16 protein-coding genes are annotated in these 20,313 nt (G+C 74.5%); 12 read left to right on the top strand and 4 right to left on the bottom strand.

The window, feature by feature from the left end; genetic code table 11:
• Positions 1-14: 14 nt before the first annotated feature.
• From JOF36_RS22860 to JOF36_RS22850, 3 genes are all read left to right on the top strand, one after another.
• The gene (locus JOF36_RS22860; protein ID WP_210030645.1) at positions 15-542 is read left to right on the top strand and encodes a helix-turn-helix domain-containing protein; all 528 of its coding nucleotides are present in this window, start codon (positions 15-17) and stop codon (positions 540-542) included.
• A gap of 130 nt (positions 543-672) precedes the next feature.
• Positions 673-1,278: a copper chaperone PCu(A)C domain-containing protein gene (locus JOF36_RS22855; RefSeq protein ID WP_210030644.1), complete on the top strand. Its 606-nt coding sequence runs from the start codon at positions 673-675 to the stop codon at positions 1,276-1,278.
• A gap of 41 nt (positions 1,279-1,319) precedes the next feature.
• A complete protein-coding gene (locus tag JOF36_RS22850; RefSeq protein WP_307862538.1) occupies positions 1,320-2,327 on the top strand; it encodes a S1C family serine protease in 1,008 nt (335 codons plus the stop codon).
• Positions 2,328-2,334: 7 nt separating this feature from the next.
• Here the strand turns inward: JOF36_RS22850 and JOF36_RS22845 are convergent, their stop codons facing one another.
• A complete protein-coding gene (locus JOF36_RS22845) occupies positions 2,335-3,339 on the bottom strand; it encodes a threo-3-hydroxy-L-aspartate ammonia-lyase (RefSeq protein WP_210030643.1) in 1,005 nt (334 codons plus the stop codon).
• Between the two features lie 150 nt (positions 3,340-3,489).
• Between JOF36_RS22845 and JOF36_RS22840 the strand changes: the two genes are divergently transcribed.
• Entirely contained in the window at positions 3,490-3,867 is a 378-nt protein-coding gene (locus JOF36_RS22840; RefSeq protein ID WP_210030642.1) for an excalibur calcium-binding domain-containing protein, read from the top strand.
• Between the two features lie 94 nt (positions 3,868-3,961).
• Positions 3,962-4,600: a class F sortase gene (locus tag JOF36_RS22835; protein WP_504739891.1), complete on the top strand. Its 639-nt coding sequence runs from the start codon at positions 3,962-3,964 to the stop codon at positions 4,598-4,600.
• A gap of 19 nt (positions 4,601-4,619) precedes the next feature.
• Here JOF36_RS22835 and hrpB read toward each other — a convergent pair whose 3' ends face one another.
• Both hrpB and JOF36_RS40325 read right to left on the bottom strand, forming a co-directional pair.
• Positions 4,620-7,136, bottom strand: a complete 2,517-nt coding sequence (gene hrpB / locus JOF36_RS22830; RefSeq protein WP_210030641.1) for an ATP-dependent helicase HrpB — start codon at positions 7,134-7,136, stop codon at positions 4,620-4,622.
• Between the two features lie 44 nt (positions 7,137-7,180).
• On the bottom strand, positions 7,181-7,315 hold the full coding sequence (locus JOF36_RS40325) for a hypothetical protein (protein WP_281071681.1): 135 nt from the start codon (positions 7,313-7,315) through the stop codon (positions 7,181-7,183).
• A gap of 196 nt (positions 7,316-7,511) precedes the next feature.
• On the opposite strand from JOF36_RS40325, the gene JOF36_RS22825 reads away from it, so the two are divergent.
• Together JOF36_RS22825 and JOF36_RS41030 are read left to right on the top strand one after the other, a co-directional pair.
• On the top strand, positions 7,512-8,735 hold the full coding sequence (locus JOF36_RS22825) for an acyl-CoA dehydrogenase family protein (protein ID WP_210036165.1): 1,224 nt from the start codon (positions 7,512-7,514) through the stop codon (positions 8,733-8,735).
• The gene (locus JOF36_RS41030) at positions 8,728-9,894 is read left to right on the top strand and encodes an acyl-CoA dehydrogenase family protein (protein WP_307862536.1); all 1,167 of its coding nucleotides are present in this window, start codon (positions 8,728-8,730) and stop codon (positions 9,892-9,894) included. The genes JOF36_RS22825 and JOF36_RS41030 overlap by 8 nt, the downstream gene beginning before the upstream one ends.
• A 46-nt stretch (positions 9,895-9,940) precedes the next feature.
• Here the strand turns inward: JOF36_RS41030 and JOF36_RS22815 are convergent, their stop codons facing one another.
• Positions 9,941-11,395: an alkaline phosphatase D family protein gene (locus tag JOF36_RS22815; protein ID WP_307862535.1), complete on the bottom strand. Its 1,455-nt coding sequence runs from the start codon at positions 11,393-11,395 to the stop codon at positions 9,941-9,943.
• Between the two features lie 396 nt (positions 11,396-11,791).
• Between JOF36_RS22815 and JOF36_RS22810 the strand changes: the two genes are divergently transcribed.
• From JOF36_RS22810 to sbnA, 5 genes are read left to right on the top strand one after another with little or no spacing between them, the layout of a single operon-like run.
• Positions 11,792-14,542, top strand: a complete 2,751-nt coding sequence (locus JOF36_RS22810; RefSeq protein ID WP_210030640.1) for a Pls/PosA family non-ribosomal peptide synthetase — start codon at positions 11,792-11,794, stop codon at positions 14,540-14,542.
• The gene (locus JOF36_RS22805) at positions 14,539-17,049 is read left to right on the top strand and encodes a non-ribosomal peptide synthetase (RefSeq protein WP_245350947.1); all 2,511 of its coding nucleotides are present in this window, start codon (positions 14,539-14,541) and stop codon (positions 17,047-17,049) included. The genes JOF36_RS22810 and JOF36_RS22805 overlap by 4 nt, the downstream gene beginning before the upstream one ends.
• 22 nt (positions 17,050-17,071) lie before the next feature.
• Positions 17,072-18,046, top strand: coding sequence for a TauD/TfdA family dioxygenase (locus JOF36_RS22800; protein WP_210030638.1), 975 nt, complete (start codon positions 17,072-17,074; stop codon positions 18,044-18,046).
• On the top strand, positions 18,046-19,083 hold the full coding sequence (gene sbnB, locus JOF36_RS22795) for a 2,3-diaminopropionate biosynthesis protein SbnB (RefSeq protein WP_210030636.1): 1,038 nt from the start codon (positions 18,046-18,048) through the stop codon (positions 19,081-19,083). The genes JOF36_RS22800 and sbnB overlap by 1 nt, the downstream gene beginning before the upstream one ends.
• Positions 19,084-19,107: 24 nt before the next feature.
• Entirely contained in the window at positions 19,108-20,157 is a 1,050-nt protein-coding gene (sbnA, locus tag JOF36_RS22790; RefSeq protein WP_210030635.1) for a 2,3-diaminopropionate biosynthesis protein SbnA, read from the top strand.
• Positions 20,158-20,313 lie beyond the last annotated feature (156 nt).

Raw genomic sequence — 20,313 nt, 5'->3', positions numbered from 1 at the left:
ACGGTGAGACAGGGATGGTCGACCAGGTGTCGCTGACCGAGCTGCTGCACCACCCGGTGCGCTGGCGGGTCGTCCAGGCGCTCAACAACCGCACGCTGACCACCGGCGGCCTGGCGGCGGAGCTGCCGGACGTGGCGACGACGACGCTCTACCGGCACGTCGCGACGCTGGTCTCGGCCGGGGTGATCGACGTCGTGTCCGAGCGCCGGGTCCGTGGTGCCGTCGAACGGACCTACGCCCTCGCGACGCCGCCTTCGGTGCCCGAGCCCGGGACGGTGTCACCGCAGGAGCTGCGCGGCATGATCACGTCCTTCCTCGCAGGCCTCTCGGGAGACCTGGAGCGCTACGCCTCCGGTGACGACCCCGATCCGGTCCGCGACGGGGTCTCGATGCGCCAGGCCGTCCTGTGGCTGTCCGACGAGGAGCTCGCCGACCTCGGCGGGCGGCTCGCGGAGGTCCTGGGCCCGGTGGTCGACCAGGGCGAGGCCCCCGGACGACGGCGCCGGCTGTTCACCACCGTGGTGGTCCCGGCACCGGACTGATCCCGGGAGCGCGCCGTCGGACCTGCGGGGCGACCCGGCCCGTGCGATGCTGCCGACGGGCCCGAGGGAGCGGGGCGGCCGGGCGCCCGGCGCCGGCGGAGGCCCGCCGCAGCGCGAGGAGGCGTGGACCGTGGTCGTCGTACAGGATCCGATCTCCCGGCGGCGAGGGCCCGGCCGGGGCCTGCTGCTCGCCGTGGTGGCGGCGCTGGTGTTCGCCACCGGGTGCGGGAGCGGTCAGATCGCCCAGACCGCGAACCAGGTCACCGCGACGAACGGGGCGGAAGGCGCCGTCGGCACGATGCTCGTGCGCGACGCGCAGCTGGCCGGGCAGCGTCCGGTCACCGGCGACACCATCCACGAGCCCGGCGCGGACGTGCCGGTCAAGGTCACGATCGTCAACGGTGCCACCGCGGCCGTGCCGGGCGTGCGCTGGGACCGTCTGGTGTCGGTGACGAGCCCGCTGTTCACCGGCGTACGGCTCACCGGGGACACCCGCATCGAGGACGGCCAGGTGCTGGCCGCCGGCTACGACGACCCCGTCTCGTCGCGCACCACGCCGGGCACCCACCGGATCGGGATCACGCTGGTCGGGCTGCGGGAACCGTTGCGCGCGGGCCTGACCTACCCGGTCACCTTCACCTTCGAGCGGGCCGGGTCACTGACCCTGCCGCTTCCGGTGGAGAACCCCGACTTCGTCGTGCCCCGCGCCGACGGTGACCCCCGGACGAATCGGTGACCGCCGGACGACCACGGCTTCGACCACGGCTTCGACCGCGGGTGACGGCACTGCTCGGCGCGGCGTTGGTTCTCGCCGCCGGTGGTCTTGCCGGGTGCACCACCGCCCCACCCGCCCCCGACGGAGCAGCACCGGCACCCGCACCGGCACCGGAGGTCTCGGCGGTCGAGGTGGTCGCCCGGCTGACACCGAGCGTGGTCACCGTGCGCCTGCCGTCCGGCGGGCTCGGCAGCGGCGTGGTCTACCGGCCGGACGTCGTGGTCACCAACCAGCACGTCGTCGGCGACGCCCGCGACGTCGTGATCGACTACGCCGACGGCACGTCGTCGCCGGGAACGGTGCTGGCCACCGACCGCATCAGCGACATCGCCGTCGTCCGGACCGCGCGCGGCGGGCTGCCCGTGCCGGAGTACCGCACCGAGCTGCCGCGGCCCGGTGAGCCGGTCCTGGCCATCGGCAGCCCGCTCGGGCTGGAGGGCACGGTGACCTCGGGCATCGTGTCGGCGGTCAACCGGCAGGTCCCGGGATCGGCGACCGGTGGGACCCCGCTGGTCGACATGATCCAGATCGACGCGCCGATCTCGCCCGGGAACTCCGGTGGTGCGCTGCTCGACGGCTCCGGGCGGGTGATCGGCATCAACGAGGCCTACCTGCCGCCGCAGTCCGGCGCCGTCGCCCTCGGGTTCGCGATCCCCGCCGCGACCGCGGTGGACGTCGCCGACCAGTTGCTGGCCGACGGCACCGCGTCCCACTCGTACCTGGGGCTCGTCCCGGCCCCGCTCACCCCGCAGATCCGCTCCGCCCTCGGCGTGCGCGCCGAACAGGGTGCTCTCGTCGCACGGCTGGACCCGGACGGTCCGGCGGCCGCGGCGGGGGTCCGGCCCGGTGACGTGCTCGTCGCGATCGGGGAGAGCCCCGTCGCCACGGTCACCGACCTCCACGCCGCCCTGCGCGCGATCGAGCCCGGGACCGCCACCACGCTGACGGTGCTGCGCGGCGAACAGCGCAGCGAGCTGCCCGTCACCATCGGGAACCGCCCCGGCTCGTGAGGGGCGTTCAGGTCTGTGCCGCTCCCACCCCGCCGACCAGCGCGGCGAACCGGTCCAGGTCGACGTTCCCGCCCGAGATCGTCACGCCGATGCGCGCCCCGGCGTAGCGCTGCGGGTCCGCGGCGATGGCGGCACGCATGCCGGCGAACGCCAGTGCCCCGGTCGGCTCCACCAGCACCTTGTAGCGGGACGCGAACAGCCGCATCGCCTCGACCAGCGCGTCGTCGGGCACCGTCAGGACGTCCTCGACGTGCTCGGCGATGATCGGGAACGTGCGGTCGCCGAGGTGCGTGGTCGCGGCACCGTCGGCGAGCGTGCGCGGTTGGTCGATGGTGACGATCCGGCCCGCGCGCAGCGACTGCCGCCCGTCGTCGCCGGCCTCGGGTTCGACGCCGAACACCGCCGTCGCGGGGGAGAGTGCCTGCACCGCCAGCAGGGAGCCGGACAGCAGCCCGCCCCCGCCGAGGCAGACGAACAGCGCATCGAGCGGCCCGTGGTCGGCGAGCAGCTCGTACACCGCGGTGCCCTGTCCTGCGATCACGTGCGGATGGTCGTACGGCGGGACGAGGGTGAGCCCGCGCCGCTGCGCCAGGTCCGCGGCGATCGCGGCCCGGTCCTCGGCGTAGCGGTCGTACGGGACGATCTCGGCGCCGTAGCCGCGGGTCGCGGCCAGTTTGGACGCCGGGGCGTCGGTCGGCATCACGATCGTCGCCGGGATCTCCAGCAGCTGCGCGGCGAGCGCGACGGCCTGGGCGTGGTTGCCCGAGGAGAACGCCACGACGCCGGCGCGGCGCTGGTCCGGTCCGAGCCGGGACAGCGTGTGGAACGCCCCGCGGAACTTGAAGCTGCCGGTGCGCTGCAGGTTCTCGGCCTTCACCAGCACGGACGCGCCGAGCTCGGCGTCGGTCAGCCGGGAGGTCAGCACCGGGGTGCGGTGGGCGGCGCCGCGCAGGATCTCCGCGGCGGCGGGGACGTCGTCGGGGGTCGGGAGGTCGTCCGGTCGGGCGTTCACCCGAGCAGCTTCCGCCGTCCGTCGTAATCGGTCCAACCCGCCCCGGCGAGTTCACGATCGGGTGTAACGACGGACACGTCCGCGACGCTCTACAGGCGAGGGCTCCCCGGCTCCACCCCTCGATTCCGTTCCCCGGAAAGGTTCCCCCGAATGCGCTTGCGCACCTTCTCCGCCGCTGCCCTGCTCGCGGCGGCCGCCACCATCCCCCTCGCCGGCGTCGCCTTCGCCCAGGACCGTGACTGCGCCGACTTCGCCACCCAGGCCGACGCCCAGGCCGCCCTGCAGCCCGGCGACCCCGAGCGGCTCGACGCGGACGACGACGGTCAGGCCTGCGAGACCCACGAGTACGCCGCCGTGGCGTCCACCGCGGACGACAGCGCGACGAGCCAGGTCACGGCCACGCCGGTCGGTGGCGTCGAGGCGGGCGGCGGCCCGTCCGACGTCCTGCCGATCGCGCTCGGTGCGCTGGCCGCCGGCGGTGTCGGGGCCGTGGCCGCCCGCCGCGTCGTCGCCTCCCGGCGGAGCTGAGCACCGGACCGCCGTGACCGACCCCGCCGCACCGGGCCGTGCCCGCGTCCCCTTCGCGGTGCCGCGCCGGCGCACGTCGCCGGGGCGCCGCGTCGTGCGGATCGCGGCCCCCGCGGTGGTCGCGGTCCTGGCGCTGCTGGGCGCGGACCCGGCCACGGCCCCGGAGCCGGGCGGTCCGGCATCGGCGGCCGCCGCGCCGGTCGTGACGGCGCAGACCCCCGCGGGCCCCGGTGCGGTGGGCGGCGCCGCGGCTCCGGCCCTGATCCCGCGGGGGCCGGCGCACCTGGTCCGCTCGGAGCCCGTCCGGCTCCGGGTGGACCGGCTCGGTGTCGACACCGAGCCGGTGCCGCTCGGCCTGCACCCGGACGGCGCCATGCAGGTCCCCGACGACGCCGGCACCGTCGGCTGGTTCACCGGCGCGCCCACCCCGGGCGAGCTCGGACCCGCGGTGCTGGCCGCGCACGTCGACTGGAAGGGCCTGCCCGGCGCGTTCGCCGACCTGCACACCCTGGAGCCCGGCGACGAGATTCGGGTCGACCGGGCGGACGGGTCCACGGTGGTGTTCGCGGTGACCCGCGTCGGGCAGTACGCGAAGGCGGATTTCCCCACCCGAGAGGTGTACGGCGACCTCGACCACGCGGGCCTGCGCCTGATCACCTGCGGCGGTGTGTTCGACCGGTCGGCGGACAGCTACTCCGACAACGTCGTCGTGTTCGCCGAGCAGGTGCGCTGACCCCGATCGGTGACTGCGATCAGCGGCGCCGGCCGGTGCCGCGCCCGGGGACGGCTGCCCGCGGGTCCTCCGGCCAGGCGTGCTTCGGGTAGCGCCCGCGCAGCTCGGCCCGGACCTGCGGGTAGCCGGTGTCCCAGAACGAGTCGAGGTCCGCGGTCACCGCGGCGGGCCGGCCGGCGGGGGAGAGCAGGTGCAGCACGACGGGGATCCGGCCGCCACCCACGGTCGGCGACCCGGTCCAGCCGAACACCTCCTGCACCCGTACCGGCAGTGCGGGTGCGTCTCCGGAGTAGTCGAGCGCGATCCGGGACCCGGAGGGGACGGCGAGGCGCTCCGGAGCCAGCTCGTCGATCCGCCCGATCGCCGCGCCGACGTGTGCCGCCGCGTACGCCCGCAGCGCCTGCCCCGCGTCCACCCCGGCCAGGCCGGCGCGCTTGCGGACGGTGGCCAGCGGCCCGGCCAGCCAGCCCGCCGGGTCCGCGGCCGAGTCGAGCAACGCCTGTTCCCCGACGTCCGGCCACGGGTCGCCGAGCACCCGGTGCAGGAACCCGAGCCGTTCCCGCAACGACGACGCGCCGGCCGTCCAGCGCAACAGTCCGGTGCCCTCGGCCCGCAGGCCCGCGACCAGGGCGTCGCGCACCGCGCCGGGATCGGGCCGGGGATCGGGCTTCGCGGCGAGCACGATCGCACCCAGCCGGTGGACGGTGCGGGCCCGGACGTCGCCGTCGGCCCACGCCACCTCCGGGCCGGAGGTCATCAGCGGCGCGCCCGCGCGCTCGGCGGTGTCCCGGTCGGTCACCGCGGCGAGCCGGACCCGCCCGTGCACCTGCCCGGGGCGCCGGTCCGCGACGGCGACGGCCAGCCACTCGGCGTCGCGCAGCGGACCGGGCGGCACGTCGACCGCCGTGCCGCCCGCCATGAGGTACACCCCGGACCCGGCCTCACGCCGCCGCGCCAACCGCTCCGGGTGGGCGAGCCCGGTGACGAGCGGGAGGAGGTCAGCGCGATCGTTATGAACAGCGCTGCCGCCCCGGTCGTTCTGAGCTGTGCGCTCGCCGCCCGGGCCGGTGCGGCGCAGGGCTCCGGCGAGCCGGTCCCGGTCGGCGCGCCAGCGCCGCGAACCCGGTGCGTCCCCGGCCCGCAGCCGGGCCAGCGCGGCGGCCAGGTCGTCCGCCGGGCCGGCGAGGGTGTCGTCGTCCAGCACCGCGACGATCCCCGCGACGTCCCGGGGGTGCCCGCCCGCCGCGACACCGTCGAGCAGCGCCCGCGCCAGCCGCGGGTGCAGACCGAGAGCGGCGATCCGCCGTCCGCGATCGGTGACCGCGCCGCCCCCGTCGAGTACACCGAGCGCGGTGAGCACGGCCCGCCCGGCGGCGAGCGGGCCCGGCGGGGGCTCGTCCCACCAGCGCAGTCCGCTGCCGTCCGGGGTGCCCCAGACGGCCAGGTCCAGGGCGAGCGCGGTCAGGTCGGCGGTGCGGATCTCGGGATCGGGCGCGGCGGTGAGTCCCTCGCCCTCGGGCCAGCAGCGGTAGGCGGCACCGGGTGCCTCCCGCCCGGCCCGGCCCGCGCGCTGGGTCGCCACCGCCCGGGACACCCGGCGGGTGACCAGCCCGGACAGTCCGCGCCGGTGGTCGGTGTGCGGCACCCGGGCCAGCCCGGAGTCGACGACCGCCCGAACCCCCGGCACGGTCAGGCTGGACTCGGCGACGGACGTCGCGAGCACGACCCGGCGTCGCGGTCCCTCGCGCAGCGCGGCGTCCTGCTCGGCGGCCGGCAGCCTGCCGTGCAACGGGAGCACGTCGGCGTCGATGTCGCCCAGTGCCGAGGCGACCCGGCCGATCTCGGCGACACCGGGGAGGAACGCGAGCACGCTGCCGTGCTCGCGGGCGCGCCGGACGGCCCGGACGACCGTCGCCTCGATCCGTTCGCCGCGTACCGGCGGGACGTGGGTGACGGCGACGTCGTGGGTGCGGGCGGCGACCTCGAGCACCGGAGCGGGCGTGGCCCCGCCGAGCAGCGCGGCCGGCCGTGCGGCGTCCAGGGTCGCCGAGGTGGCGAGCAGCCGCAGGTCCGGGCGCAGGCCGTCGCGGGCGTCGAGCAGCAGGGTGAACAGCAGGTCGGCGTCGAGGTGACGCTCGTGCACCTCGTCCAGCACCACGGTGGACACCCCGCCCAGTTCGGGGTCGGCCGCGAGCCGGCGCAGCAGCAGCCCGGACGTCACCACCTCGATCCGGGTGTCCGGGCCGGCGCGGGCGTCACCACGCACCCGGTAGCCGACGGTGCCGCCGACCGGAGTGCCGAGCAGTGCCGACATCCGGGCCGCGGCCGCGCGGGCGGCGACCCGGCGGGGCTCGGCCACCAGCACCTTCCCGGCCGGGGCGTTCCCGGACGGCAGCCCGGCCAGCGCGAGCGGGACGAGCGTCGTCTTGCCGGTCCCGGGCGGCGCGACGAGCACGGCCGCACCGCGGTCGTCCAGCACCCGGCCGAGCTCGTCGAGCACGGCCCGGACCGGCAGGTCGGGGAGTGGGGAGGCCATCGCCCCCAGTATCCCGGCCCGCCCGCACCGTCCCGGAGCCGGAGCTATCCGAGCCCGGAGGGCAGCAGCAGGATCGTCGCCACCGCCAGCGCCAGCACGGTGGTGATGAGCAGGACGACCCAGGTCGGGAGGACCTGGTCGGTGAGCAGGGGGGAGCGGGTACGCGGCGGTGCGGTCATCGGTGTGCTCCCGGCTGCGGTGGTGGCGGGCCGGCCGGTGGTCCCGCCACCGCCTCGGCCTCGGATGGAGGGGGTCGCGGACGGAGCGCCGGACGTTAGCCACGGTCGTCGAAATCGATGACGACGACCTGTCCGGTGGAGGAACGTGGGTACTACGTTCGTGAGCGACCGCAACGACGCCGTTCCCGGAGGTGTGATGAGCCCGCCCGCCACCACGACCGACAGCCCGCCCGCCACCACCGACGCCGCCCGCGTCGAGGAGGCGACGCGCGCGGTGGTCGCCGCCCACGATCCACGCACGGTCTCCCGGGAGGAGCTGTTCGGCGCCCTCTACGACGCCGGCCTGGCCTGGGTGCACCACCCGGAGGGCCTCGGCGGGCTCGGCGTCCCGCGCGGCCTGCAGGCGGTCATCGACGGGATCGTCACCGATGCCGGCGGCGACCGGATGTTCGCGGTCAACCCGATCGGCTACGGCATGGGCGCACCCACCGTCGTCGAGTACGGCCGGGACCGCGAGCAGGTCGCCGCCTGGCTACGCCCGATGGCCACCGGGGAGGAGATCTGGTGCCAGCTGTTCAGCGAGCCCGGTGCCGGTTCCGACGTCGCCGGGCTGGCGACCTCCGCCGTCCCCGACGGTGACGAGTGGGTGGTCAACGGCCAGAAGGTCTGGACGACGCTCGCGCACATCTCCCGGTGGGGGATGCTCGTCGCCCGCACCGACCCCGACCAGCCCAAACACCGCGGGCTGACCTACTTCGTGATCGACATGGAGCAGCCGGGCGTCGAGGTGCGGCCGCTGCGCCAGATCACCGGGCAGGCCGAGTTCAACGAGGTCTACCTGAACGACGCCCGGGTGCCCGACGCGCACCGGCTCGGTGAGGTCGGCGCCGGCTGGCGGGCCGCGATCACCACGCTGATGAACGAGCGCACCGCGATCGGCGGCGTCACCGGCCGGCGCGGCAGCGGCGTGATCGCCGAGGCGCTGGGCCTGTGGCGGGCGTACCCGGAACGGCAGACGCCCGTCCTGCGGGACCGGCTGGCGCAGCTCTGGACCCGCGCCGAGACGCACCGGCTGACCCTGGCCCGGGCCCGCCGCACCGCGACGGTGGGGCAGCCCGGACCGGAGGGTTCGGTGTCCAAACTGGTCGGCGCCGAGCTGAACCAGGAGGTCTACGAGTTCTGCATGGACCTGCTCGGCCCGGAGGCGCTGCTCTACGACGACTACACGATGAGCCGGGACCGGGTGCACACCGATTCCGGCTCCACGCTGCAGCAACGCTTCCTGCGGTCGCGCGCGAACACCATCGAGGGCGGTACCTCGGAGGTCATGCGCAACATCCTCGGCGAGCGGGTGCTCGGCCTGCCCGGCGCACCACGGTCCGATTCGGACCGTCCCTGGAAGGAGGTCCCCCGTGGCTGAGCCGCAGGAGTTCGACGTCACCGACGAGCAGCGCGAGCTGCGGTCCGCCCTGCGCCGGTTCTGCGAGCGCGCGCACGACGAGGCGACCCTGCGCCGCCTCATGGACTCCGAGGACGGCTGGGACCGCGCCCTGTGGGCCCGCCTCGGCGGTGAGCTGGGCGCGCTCTCGCTCGCCGTGCCGGAGGAGCTGGGCGGGGCCGGCGGCACGCTGGTCGACCAGGCGATCGCGGCCGAGGAGCTGGGCGCAGCACTGGTCACCGGCCCGCTGCTGGGCACGGTGGCCCTCGCGGTCCCCGCGCTGGTGGCGGCGCTCGCGAGCCCGGAGCGCGACGCCCTGCTGGCCGAGCTCGCCGAGGGCACCCGTACGGCGGCGCTGGTCGCCGACCTGTTCTCGCCCTACGACGGCGCGACCGCCTCCGGTGTCTCCGCCGACGGGAGCACGCTCACCGGCGCCGTCGACCTGGTCCCGGACGCGGCCGCAGCCGACGTGTTGCTGGTCGCCGCGGCCGGGCCGGACGGTCCGGTCCTCGTACTCGTCGACCCCGCCACGACCGGGGTGACTGTGCAGGAGCGGGGCTCCCTCGACCCGGCCCGGCGGCTCGCCCGGGTCGCCCTCGACGGCGCCACCGGCACCGTCGTCGCCGCAGGTGGGGACGCCGACCACGCCCTGGCCCACGCGTTCCGGACCGCCGGAGCACTGCTGGCGGCCGAGCAGGTCGGCATCGCGGCACGGCTGCTCGAGCGCTGCGTCGCCTACGCGAAAGAACGGCTGCAGTTCGGCAGGCCCATCGGGTCGTTCCAGGCGATCAAGCACCGGTGCGCGGACATGCTCGTCGGCGTCGAGCACGCCCGCACCGCAGCACTGCACGCGGCCTGGGCGGTCGCCGACCCGCGGATCGACGACCCGGACCTGGCGGTCGCGATCGCGCAGGCCCGGTGCTCGGAGGTCGCCTACCGGGTTGCCGCGGACACGATCCAGCTGCACGGCGGGATCGGGTTCACCTGGGAGCACTCGGCGCACCTGTACTACAAGCGCGCCATCGCCGACGCCGCCCTGCTCGGGTCGGCCGAGGCCTACCGGGAGCGGATCGCCGCGGCCGTGCTCGACACGCTGCCCGAGGACCTCGTGACCCCGCAGGTGGCGACCGGGCAGGCGTGAGTGGGTCGTCGCGGTCCGGGCACGTCGAACGGGCCGCGACGACAGCTCACGCGCGCGTCAGCGCGCCCCCGTCCGGCACGACGAACGACGCCGACGTCCGCACCGGCGCCCCCGGTTCGCTCACCTGCTCGACCACCCGGAAGTCGGCGCGGAGCTCGGTCGGGGTGAACCGGGTCAGCAGGTAGCCGCGCCGGTCCTCCCGGTAGCGGATGTGCGGGTTCTCGTCCCCGCCGTCCCCGTCCCCGTCTCCGCCGTCCCCGCCGGAGGTGACCGAGGTGGTCACGAGCTCGGTGCCGGCCGGGCGGTCGTCGAGCGTCAGCTCGTTGGCGTGGTGGACGTGCTCGTCGCCGGTCAGCACCACGGCGTTGCGCACGGGCGAGTCCAGCCAGCCCGCCATCACGCGTTCCCGGGAACCGGCGTAGCTCTCCCAGGTGTCGCTCTTGTGGCCGTCACCGCTGCGGGGCGCGAAGAACACCTGCTGCCCCAGGACGTCCCAGCTCGCTCCCGACGTGCGGAAACCGTTCAGCAGCCAGCGTTCCTGGTCCAGGCCGGTGATCGATCCACCGCTGCCGCGCGGAGCCCGGTACTGGCGGGTGTCGAGCATGTGGAAGGTCGCGAGCGACCCCCAGGCCACCCGGCGGAACAGCTGCAGGTCCAGCCCGCGCGGCACCGAGGCCCGGCGCAGCGGCATGTGCTCGTAGTACGCCTGGAACGCCGCGCGCCTGCGGTCCGGCGAGCGTCCGCGGTCGCCGCCCGCCCAGTTGTTCACCAGCTCGTGGTCGTCCCAGACGACCAGCCACGGGGCGACGGCGTGCGCGGCCCGCAGGTCGGCGTCCGAACGCTGGTGCGCGTGCCGTCGCCGGTAGCCGGTGAGATCGGTCGGTTCCGGCCCGCCCGGGTCGCGGACCTCGCCCTCGTCGGACTCGTAGAAGTAGTCGCCCAGGTGCAGGACGAGGTCGGGGGCGTCGTCGGCGAGCGCGCGGTAGGCGGTGAAGTACCCGGCACCGAACTTCGCACAGGACGCCGCGGCCACGGTCAGCGCGGCCACCGGTGCCCCGGGTGCGGGCGCGGTGCGGGTGCGCGCGGCGGGGGAGAGGTGCCCCGCGGTGCGGAAGCGGTAGAAGTACTCGCGGTCCGGGGCGAGTCCTGCGGGCTCGGCGTGCACGCTGTGCGCGACGTCCGCCGTCGTGGTCTCGGTCCCGCGCCGGACGACCCGGGTGAACGCCTCGTCCTCGGCGATCTCCCACTCGACGTCGACCGGCCGGTCCGGCATCCCGCCGAGGCCGTCCTCGGCGTCCGGCCGCGGCGCGAGCCGGGTCCAGAGCACGACCCCGTCCGGGGACGGGTCACCGGACGCGACGCCGAGCGTGAACGGGTCCGGGAGCGACGGCTGCCGGGGCGCCCGGCGTGATGGGTTCGCCGGTTCCGGGTACGGGAGTGCCCCGGACAGCGCACCGGCGAGCGTGCCGAGCAGCACGGTGCGGCGCGGGAGGGCGGGCACGGGGGTCTCCTCGTCGTCGGGGCCGGAGGATCCATGGTCGATCGTGGCCTGCGTGCGGCCGGCCCGCACGCGCCGGGCGGGGCGGTCCCGGTCGGGTGAAAGTCCACATCTGCTGTGAGCTGCGTCACAAACCGTGAGATGGTGAACCAACCCGAGGGCGGCGAGCGAAACACGTGATACGGGTCACTCGACAGAGTGTCCCCCGGGTCAGGGCGGGTCCGAACCGTCATTCGGACGCCGTGCCGTCGCCGGTGGTGGCTGTTCCGTGGGCCCGGATGGACGGAAATCGGCTTGCTGTAACACGTTAGAAACGTGGGGCGAGGCCGAGGAACAAGAACGATCGTCGACTGAGGGGGGACGGCGATGTCGATTTCCCGCGCCACAGGAGAAATGCCCGTGTCGTCACCCGTCACGATCACCGCACCGTCCGTCGAGGACGAACTCTGCGCGATCCTGGCGGAAATGATCGGTACTCCGGTCGTGCCGACCGACCATTTCTTCACCGACGCCGGTGCCGACTCGATGGTGCTCGCGCGGTTCTGCGCGCGGGTCCGCAAGCGCTCCGACCTGCCGCACGTGGCGATGACCGACGTCTACGCCCACCCGAGCGCCCGCGAGCTCGCGGTGGCGCTGGCCGGGACCGGACCGGGGGCCGGTCCGGCGCCGGTCGAGACCGTGCGCGATGGCTACCGGGCGGTGCTCGCGGACCTGCTGGGGGCCGAGGTGGCGGCCGACGCGGACGTGTTCGCCGACCTGGGCGCCGACTCGATGACCATGACCCGGTTCTGCGCGCGGGTCCGGCGCCGCGACGACCTGCCGGACGTCGCCATGACCGACGTCTACGCCCACCCCACACCCGCCTCGCTGGCCGAGGCGCTCGCCGTCGAGGCCCCGGAGCCGGCCGGTGCCGAGATGCCCGCCGGTCCGCCTGCTCCCGCGCCACGGGCCTCGACCACGGCCTACGTGCTCTGCGGCGCCGCGCAGCTGTTCACCTTCGTCGCCTTCACGATCGGCTACGGGACCATCCTCGGCGCCACCTACCTGTGGATCGCCCAGGGCGTGGATCTGCTCGGCTTCTACCTGCGCTCGCTGGCGGCGGTGTCGGTCGCGTTCGCCGTCTTCGCGGTGCTGCCGATCGCCGCGAAGTGGCTGCTGGTGGGACGCTGGACCGAGCGGGAGATCCCACTGTGGAGCGTCGCCTACTACCGGTTCTGGTTCGCCAAGGTGCTGGTGCGCACCAACCCGTTGCTGCTGGTCGCGAGCGGGTCCCCGCTGCTGCCGCTGTACCTGCGCCTGCTGGGAGCCCGGATCGGGCCCGGCGTGGTGATGCTCTCGCGCACCATCCCGGCCTGCCCCGACCTGCTCACCATCGGTGCCGGCACCGTGCTGCGCAAGGACTCGCTGCTCTCGTGCTACCGCGCCGAGCCGGGGCTGATCCGGACCGGGCGGGTGACGATCGGCGCGGACGTCGTCGTCGGCGAGACGACCGTGATCGACATCGATACCGAGATCGGCGACGGCGGCCGGCTCGCCCACTCGTCGTCGCTGCACGCCGGGCAGCGGATCCCGGCGGGCGAGACCTGGTGGGGCACCCCCGGGCGGCGCGGCGGCGGCGACCCCGGTGCCCCGGCGGCGAGGGCCAGCGGGTCGCTGCGCCGGGCCGGGTACGCGGGTGCCCAGCTGTTCATGGCGGTCGCGGTGTGGCTGCCGCTGGGTACCGGCGTGATCGATGCGGTGCTGGCGTACGTCCCGACGTTCGAGCCCGTGCTCGGCCCCGCCGCGGTCGGGCTCGACTCGCCGCTGTTCTACCTGGAGGTGCTCGGCGTCTCGGGGCTGCTGATGGTCCTCGGGATCGTGACCGGGCTCTTCGTGACCGTCGTCCTCGCCCGGCTGCTCTCGCTCGGCGTCACCGAGGGCCGGGTGTACCGGATCTACGGGATCCGCTACACGCTGCACCGCACGATCCTGCGGATGACCAACATCAAATTCTTCACCCACCTGCTGGGCGACAGTTCCTACATCGTCGGATATCTGCGGCTGATCGGATACGATCTACGCCGGACCCCGCAGACGGGAACCAATTTCGGTACGGCGGTGAAGCACGAGACGCCGTTCGCGAGTTCGATCGGCACCGGCACCATGGTCGCCGACGGAATCTCGATCATGAATGCGGATTATTCGAACAGTGCATTCGTGATCAAACGGACACGAATCGGTGCGCGCAGTTTCTTCGGCAACCGGATCGCCTACCCGCCCGACGCGCGGGTCGGCGACGACTGCCTGATCGCGACCAAGACCCTGGTGCCCACCGACGGCCACATCCGCAGCGGCGTCGGGCTGCTCGGCTCGCCGCCGTTCGAGATCCCGCGGTCGGTCAGTCGCGACTCCGCCTTCGATCACCTGCAGAGCGGTCTGGACCTGCACCAGCGGCTGCGGGGGAAGAACCGCTACAACCGGCGCACGATCGGGCTGGTCCTGCTGATCGGCTGGGGCGCGATGTTCGGGATCACCCTGCTGACGCTGGCGCTCGCCGACGTCCTGCTGCCGCTGGGCCCGGTCGCCGTCGGCGTGGTGTTGCTGGTCTCGCTGCTGTACACGATGACCTACACGCTGGTGATCGAGCGGCTCACCACGCTGCGCCGCCCGCTGCGGTCGCGGTTGTGCTCGGTCTACGACCCGTACTTCTGGTGGCACGAGCGCTACTGGAAGCTCGTGGTGATGTGGGACAAGATGCTCGCCGGCACGCCGTTCAAGAACGTCGCGTCCCGCCTGCTCGGCGTCCGGATCGGCCGCCGGGTGTTCGACGACGGCGGCGCCATGACCGAGCGCACCCTCGTCACGATCGGTGACGACGTCGTCCTCAACGCCGGCTCGGTCATCCAGTGCCACTCCCAGGAGGACGGCGCGTTCAAGTCCGCGGGCATCACGGTCGAGTCCGGTGCCTGCCTCGACGTCGGTGCGTTCGTGCACTACGGCGCCGTCGTCGGCGAGAACGCCCGGATCGGCTGCGACGCCTTCCTGATGAAGGGCGAGGAGGTGCCGCCCGGTGACTTCTGGGAGGGCAACCCGGCCCGCGCCGCCCGGCACCCCGCGCCCCCGGCCCCCGCTCCTGCCCCCATGATCGCGATCGGAGAGACCGCACGATGACCCGCACCGTCGACACCACGCCGGACACCGCAGGCGACGCCCGGTCGTACTGGACCCGGGTGCTGCACACCGGCGGTGCGACCGCCGCTCCCCGGTGGACCACCGATCCGCGGCCCGGCACCGCCGTGCACGACGAGCCGCTGCCGCCCGGCGCCCTCGCCGCCGTCGCCGCGGCCACCGACGCCGGCCCGGATGCCGCACTGCTCGCCGCGCACGCCGCCGTCCTCGCCGCGCTGTCCGGCGACGCCGAGGTGACCGCGGGCGTCCCGGCCGTCCCGGGTGGACCGCCGCTGCCGGTCCCGCTCGCCGTCACCGGGACCTGGGCGGACCTGGTCGGTGAGGCGCAGGCGGCGATCGCCGGGCTGCGCGCGCACCCCGACGTCGACCCGGCCGCACTGGCCGCCGAGCTGGGCACCGCGGTACCGGACTTCGGCACGGTGCTGGATCCGGTGACGCCCGGCGATCGGTGGCCGGGCGCGCTCGGCCGGTCCGGTGCCCGGGGTCACGCAGCGGATCGCCCGGCCACCCGCGGCGCCCTGCGGATCGTCCCGGCCGGCGACCGGCTGCGTCTGGAGTACCGCCTCGACCACCTCGACGCCGCCGCCGCGGCCCGGATCGCCGGCTACCACGGCACCGCGCTGGCGCTGGCCGCCGCCGGGCCCGACGCACCGGTGCGCCCGTCGGCCCTGGTCGGGTCGGCCGAGCGGACCCACCAGCTCGACGAGCTCGCCGGCCGGCCGCGTCCGTTGCCGGACCGGCGCGCCCACCGGTTGCTCGCCGACCGGACCGCGACCGCGCCGGACGAGATCGTCGCCGAGCACGCCGGCGTGACCCTGACGCGTGCCGAGCTCGACGCCCGCGCCAACCGGGTCGCCCGGACCCTGCGCAGCGCGGGGGTGGAGCCCGAGGACGTCGTCGCCGTCGTCACCGAGCGGGACCTGGACTGGCTGGTCGCGGTCCTCGCGGTGCTGCGCGCCGGCGCGGCGTACCTGCCGGTCGAGCCGCACTTCCCACCGGAACGGATCGCCCGCACGCTCGGCCGGGCCGGGTGTCGCCGGGTCCTGACCAGCCCGGGTTCCCGGGAGAACCTGGACGCGGCCGCGCTCGCGGCGCAGGTGTGGACGGTGGCCGAGGCCGTGGTGGCGAGCGACGACGCGTCCGACCCGGGCGTCGACGTCCCCGCCGACGCACTGGCGTACCTGTACTTCACCTCCGGCTCCACCGGCGAGCCGAAGGGCGCGATGTGCGAGCACGCCGGGATGCTCAACCACCTGCTCGCCAAGATCGAGGACCTGGAGCTGGGCGAGGGGTGCGTGGTCGCCCAGACGGCGCCGCAGTGCTTCGACATCTCGCTGTGGCAGCTCCTGGCGGGGCCGCTGGCAGGTGGGCGCACCCTGCTCGTGGAGCAGGACACGATCCTCGACGTCCGCCGGTTCGTCAGCACGCTGGCCGACCACCGCGTCACCGTCGCGCAGCTGGTGCCCAGCTACCTCGAGGTCGTCCTGACCTACCTGGAGCAGCACCCGACCCCGCTGCCGGACCTGCGCATGGTCTCGGCGACCGGGGAGGCGCTGAAGAAGGAGCTCGTCGAGCGCTGGTTCCGGGTGCTGCCGGGAGTCCCGCTGGTCAACGCCTACGGCCTCACCGAGACCTCCGACGACACCAACCACGCCGTCCTGCGGTCCGTGCCGGACGGTGACCGGATCCCGCTCGGCCCGCCGGTGCCCGGCGTGCGGGTCTACGTCGTCGACCCGGACCTGATGCCGGTCCCGCTCGGCGCGCCCGGTGAGATCGTCTTCTCCGGTGTGTGCGTCGGCCGCGGCTACGTCAACGACCCGGAGCGGACCGCCGCCGCGTTCGGCCCCGACCCGCACCGGCCCGGTGAGCGGCTCTACCGCAGCGGCGACCACGGGCGCTGGCGGCCGGACGGCCAGCTCGAGTTCCTCGGCCGCCGGGACAACCAGGTGAAGATCCGTGGCTTCCGGATCGAGATCGGGGAGATCGAGAACGCGCTGCTACGGGTGCCGGGTGTACGCGACGCCTGTGTCGTCGTCGCGGCGGCACACGGCGGCCCGCAGCTGGTCGCGTTCCACGCGGGGGAGGGACCGGACCAGGCGCAGGTGCAGGCCCGGCTCGCGCAGAGCCTGCCCGCGTACATGGTGCCGGCCGCGGTGCATCGGCTCGACCGGCTGCCGGTCACCCCGAACGGCAAGATCGACCGGAAGGCGCTGGCGGCCCGGGCCGCCACGGCACCCGCCGCACCGGTGCCGTCCCCGGCCGACGGCGGCACCGCCACCGCGGCGCAGCAACGCGTGCTCGACGCCGTCGCCCGCGTGCTGGACCTGCCCGCCGTCTCACCGTCGGACCACTTCGTCGAGCTCGGGGGGAGCTCGTTGTCCGCGGTGAAGCTGGTGATCGCGCTGGACCGCGCCGTCACGGTGCGCGAGGTGCTCGATCACCCCGTCCTGTCCGACCTCGCCGGGTTGCTCCCGGCGGGCCCGAACTGACCACCACCACAGGGGGAGAACGATGACCGGATCACTACTGGGGGTGCAGCTGCACCCCGGACGCCCACCGGTGCTCGACGCCGGTCCGGCCGGCGACGCGGCCGGCTGGGTGGAGCGCCACGGCGAGCCCCTGCGCGACCTCGTCGACGACTACGGCGCCGTCCTCGTACGCGGGCTCGGCCTGCGCACCGTGGCCGACGTCTCGGGCGTCGCCGCCCGGCTCGGGAGCGGCTGCTACGTCGAGCGGGAGGCGTTCGCCGCGCGGACCCTGCTGTCCGACGGCGTCTACTCGGCCACCCCGTGGCCGGCCCGCCAGCCCATGTGCGCCCACCACGAGCTGTCCTACCTGCTCGACATCCCGGCGACGCTGCTGTTCGCCTGCCTGCGCGCTCCCGCCTCCGGCGGCGCGACGCCGCTGGTCGACACCGCACGCGTCGTCGAGGACCTGCCCGCCGATCTGGTGGCGTGGGTCGAGCGGCACGGCTGGCTGCTGACCCGCAGCTACGGCGACGACATCGGCGCCTCCTGGGAGCAGGCGTTCGGTACGACCGAGCGATCCGATGTGGATCGCTACTGCCGGGCCAACGGGATCGCGACCGAGTGGCTCGACGGCGGTGGATTGCGCACCCGGCAGCGCCGCTACGGCGTGCTGGTCCACCCGGTCACCGGGGAGAAGGTCTGGTTCAACCAGATCGCGTTCCTGTCCGAGTACGCGATGGATCCGGAGGTCCGGGAGTTCCTCCTGGAGATCCACGGTCCGGACGGACTGCCGTTCTCCACCCGGTTCGGCGACGGTTCGCCGATCCCTCACGATGTGGTCGATCTGATCAACGACATCCACGAGCGGCACACCGTCCGCGAACCCTGGCAGGACGGTGACCTGCTCGTCGTCGACAACCTGCGGGTCGCGCACGGCCGCGAGCCCTACGCCGGCGAGCGGGAGATCGTGGTCGCGATGACCGACGGCGTCGCCGTTCCGGCCTTCGAGGAGGCGTGATGGACCACCCCGTTCCCCCGTTCTCGGTGATTCCCGGCGCGCAGGTCGCACAGGCCCTGCACGGGCGGGAGAAGGAGATCGTCGAACTGGTCGAGGACACCTACCGGGTCCACGGTGCCGGTGCGACGGTGAACCCGCCGTCGTACTTCCTGCGGTTCCCGGACCGCCCGTCGTCGCGGATCATCGCGCTGCCCGCCTCGCTCGGCGGCACCGACGACCGGTCCGGTGTGGACGGCATCAAGTGGATCTCCAGCTTCCCGGGCAACATCGAGCACGGCGTGCCCCGGGCCTCGGCGGTGCTGATCCTCAACGACCCGCACACCGGCTACCCGTACGCCTGCCTGGAGAGCTCGATCATCTCCGCGACGCGGACCGCGGCGTCGGCGGCGTCGGCGGCGGACCGGCTGTCCACCGACCGCGGGCGCCCGCGCCGGGTCGGGTTCGTCGGGACCGGGCTGATTGCGCGCTACATCCACACGTTCCTGGACGGGACCGGCTGGTCGTTCGACGAGGTCGGCGTGTTCGACCTGTCGCCGGACTCGGCGGAGGGTTTCCGCGGGCACGTGACCCGCACGGTCCCGGGATCGTCGGTGACGATCCACGAGACCGCCGAGTCGCTGGTCCGGGGCAGTGACCTCGTGGTGTTCGCGACCGTCGCCGGCAGCCCGCACGTGCACGACCCCGGCTGGTTCGCCCACCACCCGCTGGTGCTGAACGTGTCCCTGCGCGACCTCTCAGCGGAGATCGTCCTGGACTCGTTCAACGTCCTCGACGACGTCGAGCACTGTCTCAAGGCGGACACCTCGCCGCACCTGGCCGAGCAGCGCACCGGCAACCGCGACTTCGTCCACGGCACTCTCGACCAGGTGATGTCGGGTGCCGTGCTCGTCCCCACCGACCGCACAGTCGTCTTCTCCCCGTTCGGCCTCGGCGTGCTGGATCTCGCCGTCGGGCGCTACGTCCACGAGTGCGTCGCGCGCTCCGGGGAACTGCACACGGTCGACGACTTCTTCCACGAGCTGAGCCGGCACGGCTGAGTTCTCCGGCCCTGGAGGTCAACGATGACCGTCATCTCCGCCCCCGAACAGTTCAACACCGACGACCTCTACGTCGACCTGGCCGCCACCGTCGGCCGGTCGCTCTACCTCAAGTGCGAGGGCTTCAACTTCGCCGGTTCGGTGAAGCTCAAGGCCGCGCTCGGGATGGTGGCCGAGGCCGAACGCACCGGTCGGCTGCACCCCTGGTCGGTGCTGGTCGAGTCCTCGTCGGGGAACCTCGGCGTCGCCCTGGCCATGATCGCGGCGAGCCGCGGTTACCGGTTCGTCTGCGTCACCGACCCGCGGTGCAACCCCACGACCTACCGGCTGATGGAGGCACTCGGGGCCGAGGTCCGGGTGGTCGACGTCCCCGACGCGGCCGGCGGTTTCCTCGCCGCCCGGATCGCGCTGGTCGAGTCGCTGGTCGCGGCCGACGAGCGCTACGTCTGGCTCAACCAGTACGCCAACCCGGACAACTGGGGCGCGCACGCGACCCGGACCGGTCCGCAGATCGAGTCCGCGTTCCCGGAGCTCGACGTGCTCTTCGTCGGTGCCGGGTCGACCGGGACCCTGATGGGCTGCGCCCGCTACTTCCGGGCCCGCCCCCGCCCGGTGCGGGTGGTGGCCGTGGACGCCGTCGGCTCGGTGACCTTCGGGCAACGACCGTCGCCGCGGCTGATCCCCGGCCTGGGCACGAGCGTCCGGCCGTCGATGCTGGACGAGTCCTACGTGGACGACGTCGTGCACGTCGCCGAACCGGACACGCTCGAGATCTGCCACCTGCTCGCCCGGCGGGGGTTCCTGTTCGGAGGGTCCACCGGGACCGTCGTCGCGGGGGCGCTGGCCTGGCTCGCGCGGCACGGGGACCCGGCGACGACCGCCGTCGCGCTGGCCCCGGACCTGGGGGAACGCTACCTGGACACGGTGTACCGGCCGTCGTGGCTGCGCGAGCACTTCGGCGACGACGTCGCGGCCGGCGCGGGCAGTGGCGTGCCCGACCCGCGGTCGGCGGTGGCGCTCTCGGGTCTCGAGACCCCGGGCGTCGACGGGCCGCTGCCGGTGCGGAGCCTCTGATGGGCCGCACCGTCCGGGCCCCGATCGTCCCGCCGCGACCACCGGCGCGGTCGTCGCCGGACCCGGCCGACGACCCCGCTACCGCGGCGATCGGAACCGGCTTGGCTGGAACCGGCTCGGCTGGAACGGGCTCGCCCGGAACCGGCTCGCTCGGAA

The sequence above is a fragment of the Pseudonocardia parietis genome (genome assembly GCF_017876315.1).
GTDB lineage: Bacteria > Actinomycetota > Actinomycetes > Mycobacteriales > Pseudonocardiaceae > Pseudonocardia > Pseudonocardia parietis.
This window is presented reverse-complemented; position numbering and strand designations above follow the sequence as displayed.

Coding starts and splice junctions, on each gene's coding strand:
- JOF36_RS22840 (WP_210030642.1), top strand. CDS start 3,490: ATGCGCTTGCGCACCTTCTCCGCCGCTGCCCTGCTCGCGGCGGCCGCC.
- JOF36_RS40325 (WP_281071681.1), bottom strand. CDS start 7,315: ATGACCGCACCGCCGCGTACCCGCTCCCCCCTGCTCACCGACCAGGTC.
- hrpB (WP_210030641.1), bottom strand. CDS start 7,136: ATGGCCTCCCCACTCCCCGACCTGCCGGTCCGGGCCGTGCTCGACGAG.
- JOF36_RS22825 (WP_210036165.1), top strand. CDS start 7,512: ATGAGCCCGCCCGCCACCACGACCGACAGCCCGCCCGCCACCACCGAC.
- sbnA (WP_210030635.1), top strand. CDS start 19,108: ATGACCGTCATCTCCGCCCCCGAACAGTTCAACACCGACGACCTCTAC.
- sbnB (WP_210030636.1), top strand. CDS start 18,046: ATGGACCACCCCGTTCCCCCGTTCTCGGTGATTCCCGGCGCGCAGGTC.
- JOF36_RS22800 (WP_210030638.1), top strand. CDS start 17,072: ATGACCGGATCACTACTGGGGGTGCAGCTGCACCCCGGACGCCCACCG.
- JOF36_RS22805 (WP_245350947.1), top strand. CDS start 14,539: ATGACCCGCACCGTCGACACCACGCCGGACACCGCAGGCGACGCCCGG.
- JOF36_RS22860 (WP_210030645.1), top strand. CDS start 15: ATGGTCGACCAGGTGTCGCTGACCGAGCTGCTGCACCACCCGGTGCGC.